12 protein-coding genes and 2 tRNA genes are annotated in these 17,584 nt (G+C 53.6%); 4 read left to right on the plus strand and 10 right to left on the minus strand.

Annotated features, from left to right (window positions below):
- Positions 1–268: 268 nt before the first annotated feature.
- The 9 genes from J4772_RS30120 to J4772_RS30160 form a co-directional block, all read right to left on the minus strand.
- A complete protein-coding gene (locus J4772_RS30120) occupies positions 269–1,630 on the minus strand; it encodes a sulfatase family protein (RefSeq protein ID WP_209072722.1) in 1,362 nt (453 codons plus the stop codon).
- Between the two features lie 17 nt (positions 1,631–1,647).
- Positions 1,648–2,514, minus strand: coding sequence for a carbohydrate ABC transporter permease (locus J4772_RS30125; protein WP_246017009.1), 867 nt, complete (start codon positions 2,512–2,514; stop codon positions 1,648–1,650).
- A 12-nt stretch (positions 2,515–2,526) separates the two neighbouring features.
- Positions 2,527–3,420: a carbohydrate ABC transporter permease gene (locus J4772_RS30130; protein WP_209072723.1), complete on the minus strand. Its 894-nt coding sequence runs from the start codon at positions 3,418–3,420 to the stop codon at positions 2,527–2,529.
- 12 nt (positions 3,421–3,432) lie between these two features.
- Positions 3,433–4,731, minus strand: a complete 1,299-nt coding sequence (locus tag J4772_RS30135) for an ABC transporter substrate-binding protein (protein ID WP_209072724.1) — start codon at positions 4,729–4,731, stop codon at positions 3,433–3,435.
- A gap of 126 nt (positions 4,732–4,857) precedes the next feature.
- Positions 4,858–6,417: a helix-turn-helix domain-containing protein gene (locus J4772_RS30140; protein WP_209072725.1), complete on the minus strand. Its 1,560-nt coding sequence runs from the start codon at positions 6,415–6,417 to the stop codon at positions 4,858–4,860.
- A 12-nt stretch (positions 6,418–6,429) separates the two neighbouring features.
- On the minus strand, positions 6,430–8,145 hold the full coding sequence (locus tag J4772_RS30145; RefSeq protein ID WP_209072726.1) for a sensor histidine kinase: 1,716 nt from the start codon (positions 8,143–8,145) through the stop codon (positions 6,430–6,432).
- A 141-nt stretch (positions 8,146–8,286) separates the two neighbouring features.
- A tRNA-Thr gene (locus J4772_RS30150) sits at positions 8,287–8,362 on the minus strand.
- 578 nt (positions 8,363–8,940) lie between these two features.
- Positions 8,941–9,016: transfer RNA gene (locus J4772_RS30155), tRNA-Thr, on the minus strand.
- Between the two features lie 72 nt (positions 9,017–9,088).
- Entirely contained in the window at positions 9,089–10,234 is a 1,146-nt protein-coding gene (locus tag J4772_RS30160) for an HD-GYP domain-containing protein (protein ID WP_209072727.1), read from the minus strand.
- Between the two features lie 199 nt (positions 10,235–10,433).
- Here J4772_RS30160 and J4772_RS30165 point away from each other — a divergent pair, with 199 nt between their 5' ends.
- The 4 genes from J4772_RS30165 to J4772_RS30180 all read left to right on the plus strand — a co-directional run bounded on the left by J4772_RS30165 (position 10,434) and on the right by J4772_RS30180 (position 15,740).
- A complete protein-coding gene (locus J4772_RS30165; RefSeq protein WP_209072728.1) occupies positions 10,434–11,099 on the plus strand; it encodes a response regulator transcription factor in 666 nt (221 codons plus the stop codon).
- A 75-nt stretch (positions 11,100–11,174) separates the two neighbouring features.
- Entirely contained in the window at positions 11,175–13,145 is a 1,971-nt protein-coding gene (locus J4772_RS30170) for a sensor histidine kinase (protein WP_209072729.1), read from the plus strand.
- Entirely contained in the window at positions 13,142–15,100 is a 1,959-nt protein-coding gene (locus tag J4772_RS30175; protein ID WP_209072730.1) for a sensor histidine kinase, read from the plus strand. Before J4772_RS30170 ends, J4772_RS30175 begins: the two co-directional genes overlap by 4 nt.
- Before the next feature lie 31 nt (positions 15,101–15,131).
- Complete coding sequence (locus tag J4772_RS30180; RefSeq protein ID WP_209072731.1) at positions 15,132–15,740, plus strand: DUF3298 and DUF4163 domain-containing protein; 609 nt, start codon at positions 15,132–15,134, stop codon at positions 15,738–15,740.
- Positions 15,741–16,325: 585 nt separating this feature from the next.
- Here the strand turns inward: J4772_RS30180 and J4772_RS30185 are convergent.
- The gene (locus J4772_RS30185) at positions 16,326–17,486 is read right to left on the minus strand and encodes a phosphodiester glycosidase family protein (protein WP_371822921.1); all 1,161 of its coding nucleotides are present in this window, start codon (positions 17,484–17,486) and stop codon (positions 16,326–16,328) included.
- Positions 17,487–17,584 lie beyond the last annotated feature (98 nt).

The following is a 17,584-nucleotide window of genomic DNA, read 5'->3' on the forward strand; positions in this document are numbered from 1 at the left end:
CGCCCTATTTCCTGCATCCCTCCATTTTCAGGAAAATTAATGCGGTTATTCCTCCTTATTTTCTTCGATTATCCATTTTCAAGAAATTAAAGCGGATTTCCCTCGTTATTTTTACTCATTTTCCTACTTCGACAAAATTAGCGCGGGTTTTCCGCCTAAAATCGCCCCGTCGTATATGGAGACAAGGTGCTGCTGTATGTAAGCCTGATATATCAGAAAAAAACGCAAGTTCAAGGCAATCCAGCCTCAAACTTGCGCTTATACTCATTCAATTCTCCGGTAACTCAAAGGAATCCCCGGTTCGCTCGATCCATTCGCGAAGCTTGACGAGCAGCTCGGTACGTTTGCCCGCGTACACGCTGTTGTGCGCCATATTCGCCAATTCGTACGGGTCCTCGTTCAGATTAAACATAAGCCAGGACACGCCCTCAAAGCAGACGAACTTCCAGCCGTCCTTCGTGACGATGCCCCGCCAGGGCTTATCGATGCTGTGGCCGTGACCGGTCGGGATCACCGATTGCAGGTAGGCGGAGTCAGGCTCGTCGTCTTCTGCTCTCCCGCGCCCCGGCAGCCGATGAGACGAATAATCCGTCCCTTCCATCCACTCTGGAGTCTCAATCCCGCACAGCCCCAATGTCGTCGGAGCGACGTCCACATGGTTGAGCAACGCCGATGAAGTGCCGGTTATTCGCCCATAGAACGGCCTTTCCCCACCGATCATGAACGGAACGCGAATCGCTTCCTCCCAGGGGCTTGTTTTGTGAAACTGACCGTGACTGCCGTGCATATCGCCATGATCGCTGAAGAAGACGATGTGCGTATCCAGATCCAGCCCCGCTTCGCGCAGGCTCTCTCTGATCCGTCCCAAATTCCAATCCAGGTTCTCGATCATCGCATAATAGCCCGACAGATTCACCTGCGCCTCATCCCGGACCCGGGCAATCGGCGGTACGTTCGGCCTTAGCTCGACGTTGCCGGGTGTATGCTCACGGCGGAACGCTTCCGGAGCCATGTAAGGATTGTGCGGAGCCTGTACGGACAGAACGGCGAAGAAGGGATTAGCATCTCCAGCCTTCTGCTCCTCTCCGCGCTCGCGAATATAATCGATGAACAGGTTCGTCATCTCGTCGGTTTCAAAACCCGGAAGCCTGTAGTGGAAAACATCCTCACCTTCCCCTCCATGCACCCAGCAATCCCACGGACTGTTGTTGTTCTCGTATCCGATCCAACGACGGAAGCCACCCCGGCGCTCCGGAGGTACGATATGGTACGCTCCGCGGCCCTCGCTCTCCTGAAACCCGTCCAGATGCCATTTTCCGAAATACGCCGTCTCGTAGCCTTCTTCATTAAATACGTTCGCGATCGTAGGCTGGTCTTCCGGAAGACGACGTTCATGCCCCGGCACGCAGTGATGCGGATAGCGCCCGGTCAACAGCGAACCTCTGGTGGGACAGCACAGCGGAAACCCGGATAACGCACGGTTGAAGTTGACGCCCCCGGCCGCCAGATTGTCGATGTTCGGCGTGTGCACATTGCTGTCTCCGTTGCATCCTAACGCTTGTGCGCGGTGTTGGTCGCCGAATACCCAAATCACATTGGGACGTCTATCTGCTGCTGAATTCACGCTCACGTCGATCCCTCCTTCCATTACCCTTTGACGCCGGAGGTTACGATACCTCTGACATAGTATTTTTGCAGCAAGAAGAATAGAAGCAGCACAGGCAGCGCGATCAGCGTCGTCGCCGGCAAAATATAATTCCATTGAACCGAATATTCCGTCTTGAAAATGCTCAAAGCCAACTGCACCGTTCTCATGCTGTTATCGTTCGTGATGACGAGCGGCCAAGTGTACTGGTTCCAGGAACCGATCGATTTGAGCAGCGCAACCGTCGCGAATACCGGCAAGCTGGCGGGCACGTAAATTCTGAGCAGCGCCCGCAAGCGGGAGCAGCCGTCGATTTTCGCCGCCTCGTCAAGCGCCTTCGGAAACTGCAGGAAAAACTGTCGGAACAGAAAGACGCCGAAAGGATGGGCAATCTGCGGAATGATCAGCCCCAGATAGGAGTTGAGCATTCCGACGCCGCCGGTTCCCCACAGATCGTTGCCGCCGAACAACGGGAATTGCTTGATCTTGATAAACACCGGTACGAGAATGACCTGCTCCGGAATCATCAGTCCGATCAGCGAGAAGAAAAACAGCAGGTCTCTTCCTTTGAAATTCAGTCTGGCAAACGCGTACCCCGCCATCGACATCGTGATTAAGCCCAAGCTGACCGTGATCAGGGTAATGACAAGCGAGTTGGTAAAATAACGGCTCCAATTGCCTTGATTCATCGCCTCGATGTAGTTGTTGAACGAGAACGAATTCGGCAATATTCGAAACACGGGAGACTGAATTTCCGCCATCGTCTTGAACGAGCTTAACAGCATCAGCACAAACGGCATTGCGACTATCGCGGACAGGAGCACGATGGCAGCGAGCAGCGCGATTTTACGATAAGACAGCCGTTTCAACGCACATCCCTCCTAATCCTCTCCATACTTTTTCCGCGACCCGCCGAAGCGGTAGTTCAGAATCGTAATCAGCACGACTCCGCACAGCAGCGTCACCGATTGCGCCGAAGCGTAGCCCATCTTAAACTCCGTGAACGCTCTCAAGTAAATCTGATGAACCATCGTCGTCGTCGAATTGACCGGACCTCCCGAGGTCATCACATTGATCTGCTCAAATACGTTAAAAGAATTAATGACGCCGGTCACGAACAGGAAGAAGGTGGCGGGAGCGAGCAGCGGTACGGTAATATGCAAGAACTGCTTGATTTTGCTGGCCCCGTCAACCTCTGCGGCCTCGTAATAATCCTTCGGTATCCCTTGCAAGCCGGCCAGAAAAATAATCATATTGTACCCGATGCCCTTCCAGATGCTCATCACGATGACAGAGGGCATGGCCGTCTTCGGATCGATCAGCCAATGCATCGTATCGAAGCCCAGCGAGCTCAGAACTCGGTTAAACAAGCCATAGGTCGGATCGTACAGCCACATCCACACCATCGACACCGACACCATCGAGACGATATGCGGCATAAACACCAGCGCGCGGGCCCACGACGTTCTGAACAGCGTCGTATTCAGCAGCACCGCAGCCAAGAGGCCAAGCGCCATCGTCGGAATCAAGGTGAACAAGAAATAAACGCCTGTGTTTCTCATCGCCTTCAGGAAGACCTGGTCTTCCAAAAGCAGATTGAAGTTGTGGAATCCGACCAGCTTGCGTTCCGAGAACAGATTAAAATCCGTAAAGCTGTAATAGATAACTTCCCCGATCGGAATCAGCAGGAAGTAAACGAACAATGCGTAAAACGGAAGAATGAACAAGTAACCGGAGCGGTCCGTAAACACACTCTTATTTCGAAAGTATCGCATGGCGGCGCCCCGTTACTTACCGATCTCTTTTTTCAGATCGGCAACGGCGTCCTTGAGAGCCTGCTCTACCGGCTTCACTCCGAATAACGCCTCTTCGTATCCCTGGTTGGAATATTTCTCGAATAGCGGCGACCAGGTGACCTTCGGCCGGCCGGCTCCGATCTGAACCGCCTCCATAATGGCTGCGTTCATCTCCGGATCCATCTCGACAAAACGATCCGACAACGACTTATTAACGACCGGAACCATCAGCTCTTTCATTCTCAGCTCCGCGCGCTCCTTGCTCAGGAAAAACTCGATCAGCTTCCACGCCTCGTCCTTCTGCTTGCTCGTGCTGGCGATCGAGAACAGGCGAAGTCCGTTAAAGGTAGACGGCTGTTTGCCGGGAACGTTGCTGGCAACGCCGATTTTGCCTTCCAGGCTCGGGTCGTTCTTGATCATCTCTCCGATCGAATCGGGCGCAATATAAGTCATCGCGGACTGACCCAAGCGGAAAGGAACGGTTTCCGCTTTCTGCGCATCGTAAGGGATCGAATACTGCGACAGCTCCTTGACGAACTCCAACGCTTCCACCGCGGCCGGCTCATCGAACACCGGCATTTCGTTCGTTTCGTCCACTACCGCACTTCCGTTCTGATGTCCGAAAATTTCCAGCCAGAACGAGCCGTTCTGCTTGGGAACGTCGAAGCCGCCTCTTACGACTTTGCCGTTTTCGATAACGGCCAGCTTCTGGGAGTATTCCATTAGCTCCTCCCAGTTTTTCGGAGGGGTGTTCGGGTCAAGGCCCGCTGCCTCGAAATAATCTTTGCGATAGGCGAACACGTTAGGGGCAGGCATATAACCCATTCCGTACACTTTATCCTTATAGCTGCCCAGCTTGTAGATATTGTCGATGATGTCGTCCTTACCCGCCCAGCCGTTAATAAAATCGTCAAGGGGAGCAAACTGCTCCAGATTCGCGCGGCTGGCAATGTTGATGATGCCGACCTCGAACAAATCCGGCGCCGTGCCGCCCGCGAATGCGGTGTTCCACTTGGCTTCTACGTCCGCGTAGGGAATGTAATCGATTTCAACTTTGATATCGGGATTTTGCGCTTCGAAGGCTGCAATATCGGAGGCGACGCTGCGCGTCAGCGCTTCGTTCGGGCCGGAGCCGCGCATCCAGAATTTCAGTATCTTCTGCTGCGTCTGCCCGTTTCCAGAATCGTCTCCTTTGCTTAATTGGTCGCTGTTGCTTGAACCGGAGCATGCGCTCAACGTCATCGACAACGCCACCACTGAGGTCAACAGCCACCCTGTTTTTTTGTTCATATCGATTCTCCTTTAAGTTTTGTAACGGCTTACAATCACATGTTAAAGGAGAGGTTTGCGGTGAACCATACGAGCCGATTAGAGCTTGTTTCGTTTAACCTCGCTCTCTTGTCCGGCGGCGAACGCTCATTGCGGCTCGCTTAGATTTTGTATCGGCTGCCTTAGAGAATCGACGTATTGAGACGGAGTAATGCCATAATGTGTCTTAAAAGCCGTGCTGAAATGAGCCTCGCTCGCATAGCCGACCTCGGACGCGACTTGGTTGACCTTATGACGCATCGTGGCCAGTAGCCGCTTGGCCTGCTCCATTCGAACCTCGATCATATAGCGCGTAATCGTCTTGCCCGTCTCTTTTTTGAACAGCTGGGACAAATAATTTTCGTTCATGTGCACTTGGTCCGCCAGCACCGACATGGACAGCTTATCGGCATAGTGCTCGCTCAGATAAGCCATAATTCGATTGGTCGTCTCGCTGTACACAAAAGTATGACGATAGGCTATTTCCTGCATTCGGGACAGATGACGCTGAACCGCCTCTTTCAGCTCTTGCCAGCAGGATGGCCGTTCCAGATCGGAGAAGATATCTGGAGATTCCGCATATCGCCGTTCAGTTTTCCCTATTAGCTGACCCTCCATCCGTTCCAGGAAGGCACGGACGGCCTCCGCCGTTTCCGACGGTTCTACGAGTCTCGCTTTGAATTCGTCGAGCCCCTGCAGCACCCGCTTGATTAAGCCCGACTCCATTAAGTCGGCCGATTTTAACGGCTTCATAATCTCGGCTGCCGCCGCATGATCCTCAGACAAGCCGAAATCCCCGCTCCCTTTGGCCAGATGAACGCTCATCTCACCAGTATAGAATTGAAGACGATACGCCCGTTTCGCTTTCCGAAACTCGCTGTGTAGAGCGGACGAAGAGGAGAACGTCTCGCCGATTCCGAACGAAACCGTGCAGTCGTATTTCGTACGAGCCTCCGCGCCCCAAGCTCTGCACCGCTCTGCCAGTTCTACGTCGGACGGCATAGCCGACGCGTGAGAATAACCGATCAGCATAGCTACACTATCATCTCGCTCGTCAACAAACAGTTGAATACGCCCCCGAGTGAAAGCGGCCTCCGCCCAGTTCCGGTACACTTCCGTCAGCGAGGTCGAAGGAATGGGGCCCGTCCCGAGATTGCCTTGCGCCATCCGGTCAAGACCGCAGATCACCCAACGCATCGTCCCCTGCAGCAGTTCAAGCGAGAGCCATTCCTCCGGCCGACTCAGAACGTCGCGAAGCTGCGGCTGCTCGCGGTCTTGTCGAACTCCCCTGCGCTTTCGATCCTCCGAAATTTTGCGCAATGCAGCCACAATATCCTGATCGTCCGTCTCCGCCTTCAGCAAATAATCCTTCACTCCGACTCTCAGCCCATGACGAACGAATTCAAACTCGTCATAGTTGCTCAGAATGAGGAAGGAAATATCCGCGTTTACCCGTCTCGCTTGCTCAATCAGTTCAAGCCCGTCCATGACCGGCATTTTAATATCCGTGATCACAATATCCGGCGCGGTCGACATGCACAGCTTCAGCGCCTCTTGCCCGTTGGCCGCGAGGCCCGCAATCTCGAATTCGTCGCCGCATTGGCGAATAACGTGCTCGAACCATTGCCGAATCGGCTTCTCGTCGTCCACGATCAGAACCTTCCACATGCTGCATCGCCCCTAGCTGTTTTGCTTGATTGCCGGAATCCGGATTGTAATTTTTGTCCCGCCGCCTCTGCTGCTTTCCAGCTTCATCCCGTATTGCTCGCCAAAGTGCAGTTTAATCCGCTGCTCCACGCTGCGAATGCCCAAGCCTCGACTACCCTGGTCCGGATCCATTCCCACTCCGTCGTCCTCGATCTCGATCCACAGCTGATCATCGCTAAGCCATGCGCTTACCGTAATCAGGCCGTTGCCGTCCTTCGGCTCAATGCCGTGGAAAATCGCGTTTTCCAGCAACGGCTGCAGTAGAAGATGCAAAGTCAGGCACCTCTTGACTTCCTCCTCGATATGGAACACGACATCGAACTTATCGCCGTAGCGAACCTTTTGGATGAAAATATAATCGGAGAGAAACTGCAGTTCCTCCTCGAAGGTGATTCGTTCCTGATCCTGCCTGAAGCTTTTGCGCAGCAGGCGCACCAAGGAAATAATCATGCGATTAACCATGGCCACGTTGTTCGTTTTGGCCATCCAGCGGATCGAGTTTAACGTGTTGTATAGGAAGTGAGGATTGATCTGCGAATGAAGCGCCTGAATTTCCGCCGAACGTTTCAGCTCGTTCTCTTGCTGCACCTGTGTCAGCAATTGATCGATCCGGCTTAGCATCGTGTTGTATTTTTTCATGAGGAGACCGATCTCGTCCGTGCGATCGACGGACACCGATACGTTGAAATCCCCGCTCTGCGCCTGCTGCATCGATCCCACCAGCCTTTTGAGCGGTGCGGAAATCCGATAGGACAAATAATACGACAGCGCAAACAAGGCGATCAGAATAGCAATGGCTGCGAACATAATGAGATTGCGAATCTGGTTCATATCCTGCAGCAGCACGGAAACCGGCGTCCTCTCGATCAGAAACCAGTTCATCTGCGGAACTGTGCGGAACGTGACAAGAGAATTTTCCCCCTCGGCATCCGCCATGAAGCTTCCATCTGTATAGGGGCTCAGCTTGAGAAAGTACGATTCTTCCCCGATCGACTGCCCCACTAATGACTCGTCGCGCGCGGACAAAATTTGCCCTTTGTCGTTGACGATCATCAACTGCACGCCGGTCAGATTTTTATATGCATCGAACAGCAGCCGCTCTTCGAAGTCGAGCACGAGCAGCCCCAGATCCTCTCCAGTATAGATATCGCGTAAATAGCGAACGGCGGAAAACACGTTTTTACCATGATGCAGGTAAGTGTCGCTCCAGTACATTTTATTTTTATCCGTGATCCGCTCCTGCATGCTCAGCTCTTCGCTAAAATCGTAGTTCCCCTGCTCGTCCGAAGAACTCGAATAGACCGCCCCGTTAAATCCGATGAAGGCAGTCGAATATTTAAGATGCTCAAAATAGTTCCCCGTATCGCCTACCGTCACGATGACTTGCTTGAGCGCTCTATACTTCTCATACTCCGTTGAGCGGGGGCTGCTGCGGAGCCAGTCTCTGACCTTCGGGTTCAGGTAGTAGATGTTGGAAACCGAGAGCATGCTCTGATTGATCGATTCCAGCTTCTCCGATACTTGCTGCAGGAGCAGCTGCTTGGAATCCCTCACCTGGCGCACGATACTTTGCTTCGCCGCCTCGTAGGCAACGGACGTCAGGGCGATGACGCCGATCAGAAACAAAGGGGCAATCGTGACGAAGAGCTTGTTCTGGATCTTCATGTTGTTGAACATTCTGGTTAACAAATGCGCCGACTCCCCTCTCTCGCTGTACTCGTACTCGTCCTGCTGCCGGCTGAAGGTGTCCGCATGAAGCTTTCTTATCGTACCATAAGAAAAAAAGCACTTCATCTCCCGCGCGGAAGATAAAATGCATTCTGTAAAAAATGGTGCCGACTAGAGGACTTGAACCCCCAACCTACTGATTACAAGTCAGTTGCTCTACCAATTGAGCTAAGTCGGCATATTATTTTGATTGCTCACAAGATAAGATGGTACCATGTTTCGACACAAAATGCAAGGGTTTGATGATTAATCGTGTGACGAGTGATTGTGGTGGCTGTTGAATGGGTTGGCCGTTGGATGGGGGCCGCGATTGGTTCGGCAGTTGGTTGAGTTGGCTGTTGGATAGGGGCGAAGGCTGGCCTATCGGCCCGTCCATTTTGGAATAAAGCGGGTTTTCCGCTTTATTTGCAGCGATCAGGTTAAATCGGCGAGATTAAAGCGGGTTTTCCGCTTTATTTCTCAAAAATATGTCTTTTTCCAAATTTAAGAAGGATAATCCGCTCTATTCTCTTCGAAATGGACGATTCCCCAAATTTAAGGCGGAATTTCCGCTCTAGCACGGGATATGAAATTCCCAAGATAGCTCAATAACATTTTGGCCGAAGCGGGATAGGAACTGGAACTGGAACTGGAGCGGGATCGGAAGGATCGGAACAAGAAATTGGGTTAATGCAACGAAATCACAAAGCATCCGTTGCACTAAAAAAGCGCACCGCCCGAATCCCGGGAAAGCGCGCCGTTAAAGGATTTATTTAGTGGTGCTGATGAAGGGATTCGAACCCCCGACCTACGCATTACGAATGCGTTGCTCTACCAGCTGAGCTACATCAGCAAATCCTTTATTATCTTAGTCATTTCAGAAGCAAAAGTCAAGCGATTTTTCGCTGTTCATCTTATTTTCCCGTCAGACGACATGAAACACCTTGTTCGAACGCGGCTCCCGAAGCTCCGGAGTCTCCTTCGCCTCCGGCTGTTCGTTGCCGAATCCGCTGATCATCAGATGCAGCTGGCGCTTCAAATCGACTTCGTACGGCTTGCTCAACAGCTCCCCTTCGGACGAGCGGATGACGCGGACGATCGGTCGCTGCTTGCTGTCTTCATGAAGCGCGGAGACGACGCCCAGCTCGCCGGTGCTAAGACGCACGGTCGTTCCTCTCGGGAAAAGCGCCATATTGTCGCGCAATCTGCGCACCTTATCCATGTCGTACAGCGATCCGGCGCCTCCGTACAGCACTTCCAGAGCCTCGTGCGGCAGCATCGGAGCGCCGTTGCCCCGCCCGTTCACCATCGTATCGAACATGTCGAAAATGCTGATCCACTGATGATGAGGATGAATCTTCTTGCCCTCCAGCCCGAACGGGTACCCGCTCCCGTCCAGCCTTTCATGATGGAACAACGCACAGTGAGCGGCCATAAGCGGAAAACCGCTGTCCCGAAGCAGCTTGTAGCCAAGCTCGGCATGCTTCATATAGGCTTGGTCGTTCAGAGTCACGCGCGCCTTCAACCCGTTAGGAAGCAGCAGCCTGCCAACGTCGTGCAGCATCGCTCCGATCGCCAGCGCATGCAGATCCTCTGTCGCCAACCCCTCCTCCAAACCAAGCCGAGTCGCACAGACGCCCACGTTCATCGCATGCTCAAGAAAATGCTGCTTATCCCCGTCCGTCAGCGTCGTCGTCAAATGAACCGGCAGGCTGGGAGCGTTGCGGCGCGACTTCAAGTCGTCCACCAGTATTTTCGTCGCGTCGCACACGAAACGAACTACGTTCGGAGACAGCGTCTCCTTGTCTCCGCCGAGCAGTTCGTCCATGACATGGGTCAGCGCTCCGTGCAGAACAATCGTCGTTTCGTCGCGAATCGCCTGATCGGGAGCAATATCCTCCGTGCCCTCCTCCTCGATATGAAGATACGGCATTCCCAGCTGCTGCAATCTTCTGATCGCGTGCTCGGTCAGCACGAAACCTCTGCCGGCCAGCACATGACCCTGCTCCGTATAGATAGATCTGCCAAGCTTCATCCCTGGACGGCATTGGCTTGTATGAATAATGATCATTGTTTTCCGCTCCCTTAGTCGATATGCGGGGCGTAGCCTGGCCCCGTTCCCATGGCTTAATCGTAGCGGAACCGCTCGTCATATGACCAGTGACCCCTGTCACCGATTCCGTCATGCACGCCGGCCACAAATCCGATAGTTGCGTCTGTTCAAATCCGCCCGATCCACTATAATGGAAAAGAAAGGGGAGATCGCACGCATGCTTAAAATATTGATTGCCGACGATCAAGCGTTAATGAGAGACGGACTGCAGACGATTCTTCAACTGGAGCACGATATCGAGGTTATCGCTACCGCCGAGAACGGAGAAGAAGCCTGCCGACTTGTCGCGATTCATGACCCGGACCTGGTCCTGATGGATATCCGCATGCCGGTCATGAACGGGATCGAGGCGGTCAAGAAGCTGCGCGAAGAATCTCCGCATACGAAAGTGCTCGTCCTTACAACATTTGACGAAGACGAATATATTATCGAGGCTCTGGCCAGCGGAGCGGCCGGTTTTCTGCTGAAGGACATTCCGACCGAGAAGCTGCTGCAAGCGATTCGGGACGCCTCGCAGGGAGAGCTCATGCTTCCCTCGTCCATCGCCGTTAAGCTGGCGGCCAAGCTTGCATCGCCCTCTCCCGCAGCCGGCAAGTTCCCATCCTCCCGTTCTCGCGAACGGACGATGGACTTGAAGTTCACTAACCGGGAGATGAGCATTATCGCCTTGATGGTGGAGGGCCGCACGAACAAGGAGATCGCCCAGCTGCTCTTCATGAGCGAAGGCACGGTCAAAAACTACATCAGCTCCATTTACGATAAAATCGGCACGAACGACAGAACGCAAGCCGTCATCTGGTTAAAAGATATGACGATCATATGACTCCCGTCACTAGGCCACTTCTCGCCGCGCGGGTAGAATGATAACAGCGCCGCAAGCAAGGCGCCGGGTGGAGGAATGAAGTTGGTCGGGAGCGGCGTGCGCAGTCATCTGCCGTTGTTGCGTTTTCTTGGGGTACTGATCTGCCTTCATGTCCTTCTGGCATGGGGCTTGGTCGCTATGAGCCGCGATTTTAATTCCGCCGGGTTGTCACCGGACAGCTGGAGCTGGACTCCGGCCGATTCGGCGCAAGCTTCAGAGCCTCCCGCGGACGGCTGGCTTCCCTATTCGGACAAGCCCGGCCACCCGTCGAACTCCTCCTTATATTGGATGCGCATTCCCCTTGAGCCTAGCGATTCTCGCGATCCCCGATTGTTTATTCTGAACGCCATCGCGCTTTCCGTATACGACGGCGGCAAGCTCTTATATGCCTATGATCCAATAGATTACAATCATAGATTAAATCTTCTGTATCATTGGAATCTCGTCCCGCTCTCGACGCCGGTTCCATCCGAGATTTATATGTTGCTCGACGACCGGGAGCTCCATCGGCCTCAGCTGTTTATCCGCCAGACTTCTTATGGCGAATTCGTCTCCTCTCTGATTCGGAAAGAAACCTATGCTTTCGTTTTGTCCGCGCTTTTACTGTTCAGCGCCTGTCTAGCCCTAGGGCTTTATTTCAATCGTCGGGAGAAGCTCCATCTCTATTTCGTGTTGATGGCGCTATGCGGCAGCTACGCGGCGATCGCCCGTACTTTTCTGCTTCAGCTGTTCTGGGACCAGCCGTGGATGAGCTACTTGGAGCTCGCCGTTTTCCCTCTAGGCGTGTACGGGTTTCTCGGCGTTATCATCGAAGTATTCGACAAGAAGCTTACCGCAACGCTCCGCGGCATTAGCCGGATCATTCTGGCGCTCTCTCTTTTCTCGCTGGCGAGTGCCGTTCTTCTGGACGTCAAATGGTTCGGTTGGATGCTCAGTTATCCGCTTGTGGCGATGTTTCTGATTACGGCGGCTTTCCTGTTCCATGCTCTGTGGAAGGCCTACAAGCATAGACAGGGACCGGAGTCGATCTGGATGCTGGCGGGCTTCTTTATCGTGACTTCGACCGCGCTTTTATATGTGGTCCGCACTTATTTGACGGTATTTTTCGCGAAGATGCGTTACACCTTCCCTATCTTTAACGTGCTGCAGTACGATTTTCTCTCCGTCGCCTTGCTGCTGTTCTTGATCTGTCTCGTGCGAGTCATCCTGTATCGATTCGGGCAGATGAATGACCGGCTAAAACAGTTTAATCAAGCTCTGGAGTCAAACGTCAAAACCCGTACATCGGAGCTCCGAAAAAGAGAAGAGCAGCTTCGCGAAGCGAACGTCCAACTAGCCGGCACAATGAGAGACACGGCCGAATCGATCGCCTCCTCTATCGTTTTGGAGGAGCGGCATCGACTGACCGGGGCTATCCACGACACGCTTGGCCATTCCCTGACGGCGACGTTGGTGCAATTGGAAGCGGCCAAGCGGCTCCTCCCCCGCGATCCGGAGCTGGCTCTCTCTAAGCTGGGGGCCTCGCAGCAGCTAGTCAGAAGGGGCTTCGAGGAAATCCGCAATTCCGTGCGGTTGCTCCGGGACGACTCCAGCCATTACGATCTGGCCGAAGCGATACACCGTCTGATCGGGGAGACGGCCAGAACGACAGGCGCCGTCATCGACTACCGGCTATCCCCGCTGCCGGACAGTCTCTCGACCCTGCAGAAGAGAGTGATCTATCAGGCATTGCAGGAAGGCTTGACCAACGGCTTAAGACACGGAGACAGCCGCAGGTTCGACTTTGAACTGACTTCTCTTGCCGGCCGTCTGGAGTTCCGGTTGACCAGCGACGGAAGAACCTACTCCCCTTCCGAATTCGGATTCGGCCTTAAAGCCATGTCTGAAAGAATCGCCGATCTCGGCGGGATAATGATCATTGCTCCGGGCAACCCGGGCTGCGTGTTGACGTTGTCGCTGCCCTGTTCGCCTGCGGAGGAGCTTGAGAAAGGAGCGCGGCAAGCATGAGCAATTCTACCGCCCGCTTCTCCCTCTATCGCGCATTATTGATTTTGGTCGTTCTGCTGATCGGCTTAGGATTGCTGCTGTCCGCGTTTCAGCGGTACAACGAGCTTATTTTCGCACTGCGAGGCAAGGACTGGCAGATGGCTCCCGCCTCCTCTTTCGACGAGGCGCAGCCGCCCCAATCCGGCTGGCAGCGCTATAGCACGCAAAAGTTAGAGACGGAGCAGAGCTATTGGCTGCGAATTCCGCTCCCGTCCGCCAAGCTGACCGACCCTTATCTCCAGATTCGCAATTTCGCCAGCATGAAGGTGTATGAGCGCGGGAGCGTGCAGTACGAATACGTACATACCGCCTTTGACAAACGGATTAAGAACGGCTTCAGTTGGAAGCTTGTTCCGCTGTCCGCGCCTTTGCCCGACGAGCTCTATATGCTTGTCCGATATTCGAAGCATTTTCCGATCGACGGCCGCATTGAGCTCGGCAACAAAGCCGATCTGCTCGATGCGATGTTCCGTTATGATATCGATAACCTCATACTGGGCTTCCTGCTCCTGTTCTGCAGCCTGATCGGATTGGGCTTGTATGCGAGCCAGCGAGAATCGCTGTACCTCTACTTCGCGCTGCTGTCCTTTACCGGCGGCTACGGAGCGCTCGTCTGCAATCATTTGTTCATGGTGATGTGGGATACTCCGGTTCCCGGTCATTTTCAGGACGCCTGCATGCCGCTTGGCGCTTACGCGCTTGTCGGCGCGATTTCAAAGCTGTACCCCAATCTTTATACGCGTACGCTTCGTCTCTCCCGAAGACTGCTGCTTGTCTATGCCGCATTGACGCTTGCCAGCGCGCTATTCAGCTTTACCGCCTACGTTCAAGCTATCGTCGCGTTCGCCCCGCTGTCTCTTGCGATCGTCGTGCTCGTCTATTGGACAATGAGAACCGCCTATCGCTTAAAACAGGACATCGAATCCGTATGGATGCTGGCCGGTTTTCTCTCCCTGATTACCATGGTCGCCATTCATATGTATCGCGCCGCTCTGCATACGTTTGTCCCGCAAAGGATCAAATTCCTGCTAAGTTGGGTGTTCGAGCTTCCCGTCGATCTGCTGTTCTGGGGACTGTTTGCATTTGTCGTGTGCCTGATTCGCGTTATCGTCCATCGCTACACGGCCATGAATCGGCAGTTGACCGAATTCAACCGCACGCTGGAGCAAGCCGTCCAGACCCGAACGGCACAGCTAAGAGAGCGTAAGGAACAATTGGAAGCGGCTCACGAAAATTTGGAGACATCGATGAGGGAAAATGCAGAAGCTTTGGCGGAGGCAATGAGATTGGAGGAAAGACATCGGATTACCGGCAGCATCCATGATACGGTCGGCCACACGCTTAGCGCCACCATCGTGCAGCTTGAAGCGGCCAAACGTCTGATCGACCACGACCGCCTTCTGACCGAGGAGAAGCTCAGTTCGGCTCAAAGTCTTATCCGCACCGGCTTGGAGGATATACGCCGCTTCGTCCGCATTCTGCGAGAGGACGGCTCCTACTACGATCTGGTTGGCTCTATCGGCGCTCTATTCCGCGATGCGGAGCATTCCCGCGGTTGCACCGTGGAATACGATCCAAGCACTCTCCCGACCGCCTTGGACACGTTGCAAAAACGCGTCGTATTCCAGACCCTCCAGCAAGGGATCGAACTCGGAGCGAAAATGAACCTGGGACGCCCTTGCGACTTCCGTCTCTCCGTACAGGCGGATGCGGAGGAGATCGGTCTGCGGTTTACCCTTCTGAACGCTTCCCTTCCTTCTGACGCCGACCTGGAATTCGGACTTCAGACGATTGCGGAACGTGCAGAGCGAATCGGCGGAAATTTGATCGTCGAGGAGGATAAGTCAGGCTTCACGCTTAAGCTGATCTTGCCTCTCGTTTCACACGATTCCGGCGAGCTGCATAGACTGGGATGACAACAGCCCATGCAGGCGAGGGGGAATACAGATGAACGGACAGACGTTAATGCTCCCGATCCGAACTCGAACTTTTACCGCGAAGAACGTCAAAGTCAATGTACCGTATGTGAGCGGCGGAACATCGCTCGCGGCGCAAGAGAAAATGAACGATGCGATCGGCGAAGCGACGCAGCGGCTGATGAAGGATCAAGGTTTTCCCAGCAGCGACATCCAGCAGATGGACGGCACGTACGAGATCAAGACAAACGAGAGAGGCGTGCTCAGCCTTTCCCTCCTTAACTACGTGTTTACAGGCGGCGCGCACGGCAACACGCTGCAGCGGTCGCTTACTTTCGACGCCGACACCGGCCGCAGTTATAAGCTCATCGAATTGTTTAAATCGGGAGCCGACTACAAGACGCGCCTGAATAAAATTATCGAGGCGCAGATCAAGTCGCGAGACCTCCCCTTGCTCGGTCCCTATCCGGGGATTAGCGACGACCAGGAGTTCTATATCGCCGACAAATCCTTAGTCATCTATTTTCCGCTGTACGACCTCGTCCCTTATGCCTGGGGCTTCCCGTACTTTCCGATTTCGGTGTTCGAAATTCAGGACATCATCGACGAGGATGGACCTCTGGGCACGATGATGTATTGATAAGTCCAATATGGAGTCTAGGGGCTGTCCCATATAAGCCAAGGAGGGGTATGCCCCTCCTTGCGATGCTATACACTCCTGAAACGGGAATGAGTAACCCCGTTACGAGGTCGTTTCAGGAGCGTAAGAGGCAATCTCCAGGCTAATCACGCGCTAAAATACTTCCAGATCATCCCCAGGAGTTGTCCTTTATTATCATTGAAGACGTTTTAGCGACATACAACCCTTGATTTTGGTTTCTTTGTACGATTTTCCCTACAAACGTTCGTCGTTTGAGCCTGGAGCGAGTTGATTTGTGCGGTTTTCCCTACAAACGTTCGTCGTTTGAGCCTGAAGCGAGTTGCTTTGTGCTGTTTTTCCTACAAACGTCCGCCGTTTAAGCCTGGTTCGAGCTGCGTTGTACGAATTTCCGACTATCTTCCCTGCGTAAGCTCATTTCCTGCAAATAGATCCGCCGTAAAGGTTCAATTTCCAATCAATTGGGGTCATTCTGGGTCATGACTAGATCTCCAGGAGATACATATCCCCCTTATTTGTCTATCGATCATCTCAAGCAACTCTTCTTATGAGACAGCCCCTGTAGGCCTACCATTTGCCCGCATCAATGTCGGAAGGCTTGAGTCCCTCCCATATATTCGGCACATCTACCGTTTCCGGATGCTCGAAAACGAGGAAGGCGGTCGGCAAATATCTTTCGCCCGACGAAGAGGACGGCTTATTAACAATCTCGCCGCCTTCTTGGACCAGCACCGTCGAGGAGCCTCCGTCCAGATTGGCCGCAATGACCGCGCCATTCTCTAACAATATCTCCTGAGCGTCGTATAGCGTAGCGCCAATGCTGTAGCCCGGCTGCCGCCCGTCGATCAGCAGGAACAGAATCGCCCCGTCCTCGCGCTGTCCCATAACAGTGCGAGGAGCGACTCCCCACCCTTGCGAACGATTGGGGATCAGCCCTTTGCCATTCACGATAATTCGCGGCGAGAAGCTGACCGCTTCGGAAATACCCAGCTCCATCAGCTCTTTAAGCGAGTATTTGCCGGCGAGCATCTTGCCGTCTTTGTCGATGCCGACAATCTGCACGCTTTTCGTATTGCCCAAGCCGTTGTAATAAACCTTGCCTTGACTAATAACGAGCCCGATCGGCTTAAAGCCGTTGCCGCGCCAATTCGGATCGGCGAAGCCGCCCGCATTCACGCCTGCAATCGCGCCCGTCCGCTTCACCATGCTGGACACCCTTTCGCCCCGTCCGGTTTTGTTAGGCACGACCAGCCTGACTTTCTTCGGATCCCGCACCGTCAGCAGGTAACCGTGAAAGCCTTCCCCATCAACCTCTTTGACGGAAGTCAGTTCCTCCGGCGCTTGTTCCCCGGTCCCCGAACCTTCCTCTTCTTCGGGAATCGTATGCGTATCGCGCTCCTCCCCCATCTCTTCAAACTGCTTCACATACCCTGCCACCCGTTCCCTAAGCGCCTTTTCCCCGATAATATATTTCGCCCATTCCCTATGCTGTGTCGTGATCAGCGAATCGGCCAGCATATAACGATAGGTGTTGCCCCACGGGGTGAGATAGAACCAGATCGCAAATAAAAGAATGGACAAGCATCCCGTAACGAAAACAAATTTATATAATCTCCACAGAAAGGATTTCTTTCTTCTGACCGTCTTTCCGCTTCGCTGCGGCGCGGCCGTCTTCGTTGCCCCGCTGCTTGCTGCGTGCGAAGACGTTCTGGTGGATCTTGGCGGCAATGACTGCAAGGCCCGCACGCTCCTTTGCTCTACGAATATCGTACCTCCTATATACGAGAGTAAGCGCCAGGTTGTTGCTGTCGAAAGAAAAAACGTCA

It is taken from the genome of Cohnella sp. LGH, from assembly GCF_017671885.1.
GTDB lineage: Bacteria > Bacillota > Bacilli > Paenibacillales > Paenibacillaceae > Cohnella > Cohnella phaseoli.

What these genes read in the sequence shown, in the direction of transcription:
- J4772_RS30130 (WP_209072723.1), bottom strand. Translation starts at nt 3,420, where the DNA reads ATGCGATACTTTCGAAATAAGAGTGTGTTTACGGACCGCTCCGGTTAC.
- J4772_RS30135 (WP_209072724.1), bottom strand. Translation starts at nt 4,731, where the DNA reads ATGAACAAAAAAACAGGGTGGCTGTTGACCTCAGTGGTGGCGTTGTCG.
- J4772_RS30140 (WP_209072725.1), bottom strand. Translation starts at nt 6,417, where the DNA reads ATGTGGAAGGTTCTGATCGTGGACGACGAGAAGCCGATTCGGCAATGG.
- J4772_RS30160 (WP_209072727.1), bottom strand. Translation starts at nt 10,234, where the DNA reads ATGATCATTATTCATACAAGCCAATGCCGTCCAGGGATGAAGCTTGGC.
- J4772_RS30165 (WP_209072728.1), top strand. Translation starts at nt 10,434, where the DNA reads ATGCTTAAAATATTGATTGCCGACGATCAAGCGTTAATGAGAGACGGA.
- J4772_RS30170 (WP_209072729.1), top strand. Translation starts at nt 11,175, where the DNA reads ATGAAGTTGGTCGGGAGCGGCGTGCGCAGTCATCTGCCGTTGTTGCGT.
- J4772_RS30175 (WP_209072730.1), top strand. Translation starts at nt 13,142, where the DNA reads ATGAGCAATTCTACCGCCCGCTTCTCCCTCTATCGCGCATTATTGATT.
- J4772_RS30180 (WP_209072731.1), top strand. Translation starts at nt 15,132, where the DNA reads ATGAACGGACAGACGTTAATGCTCCCGATCCGAACTCGAACTTTTACC.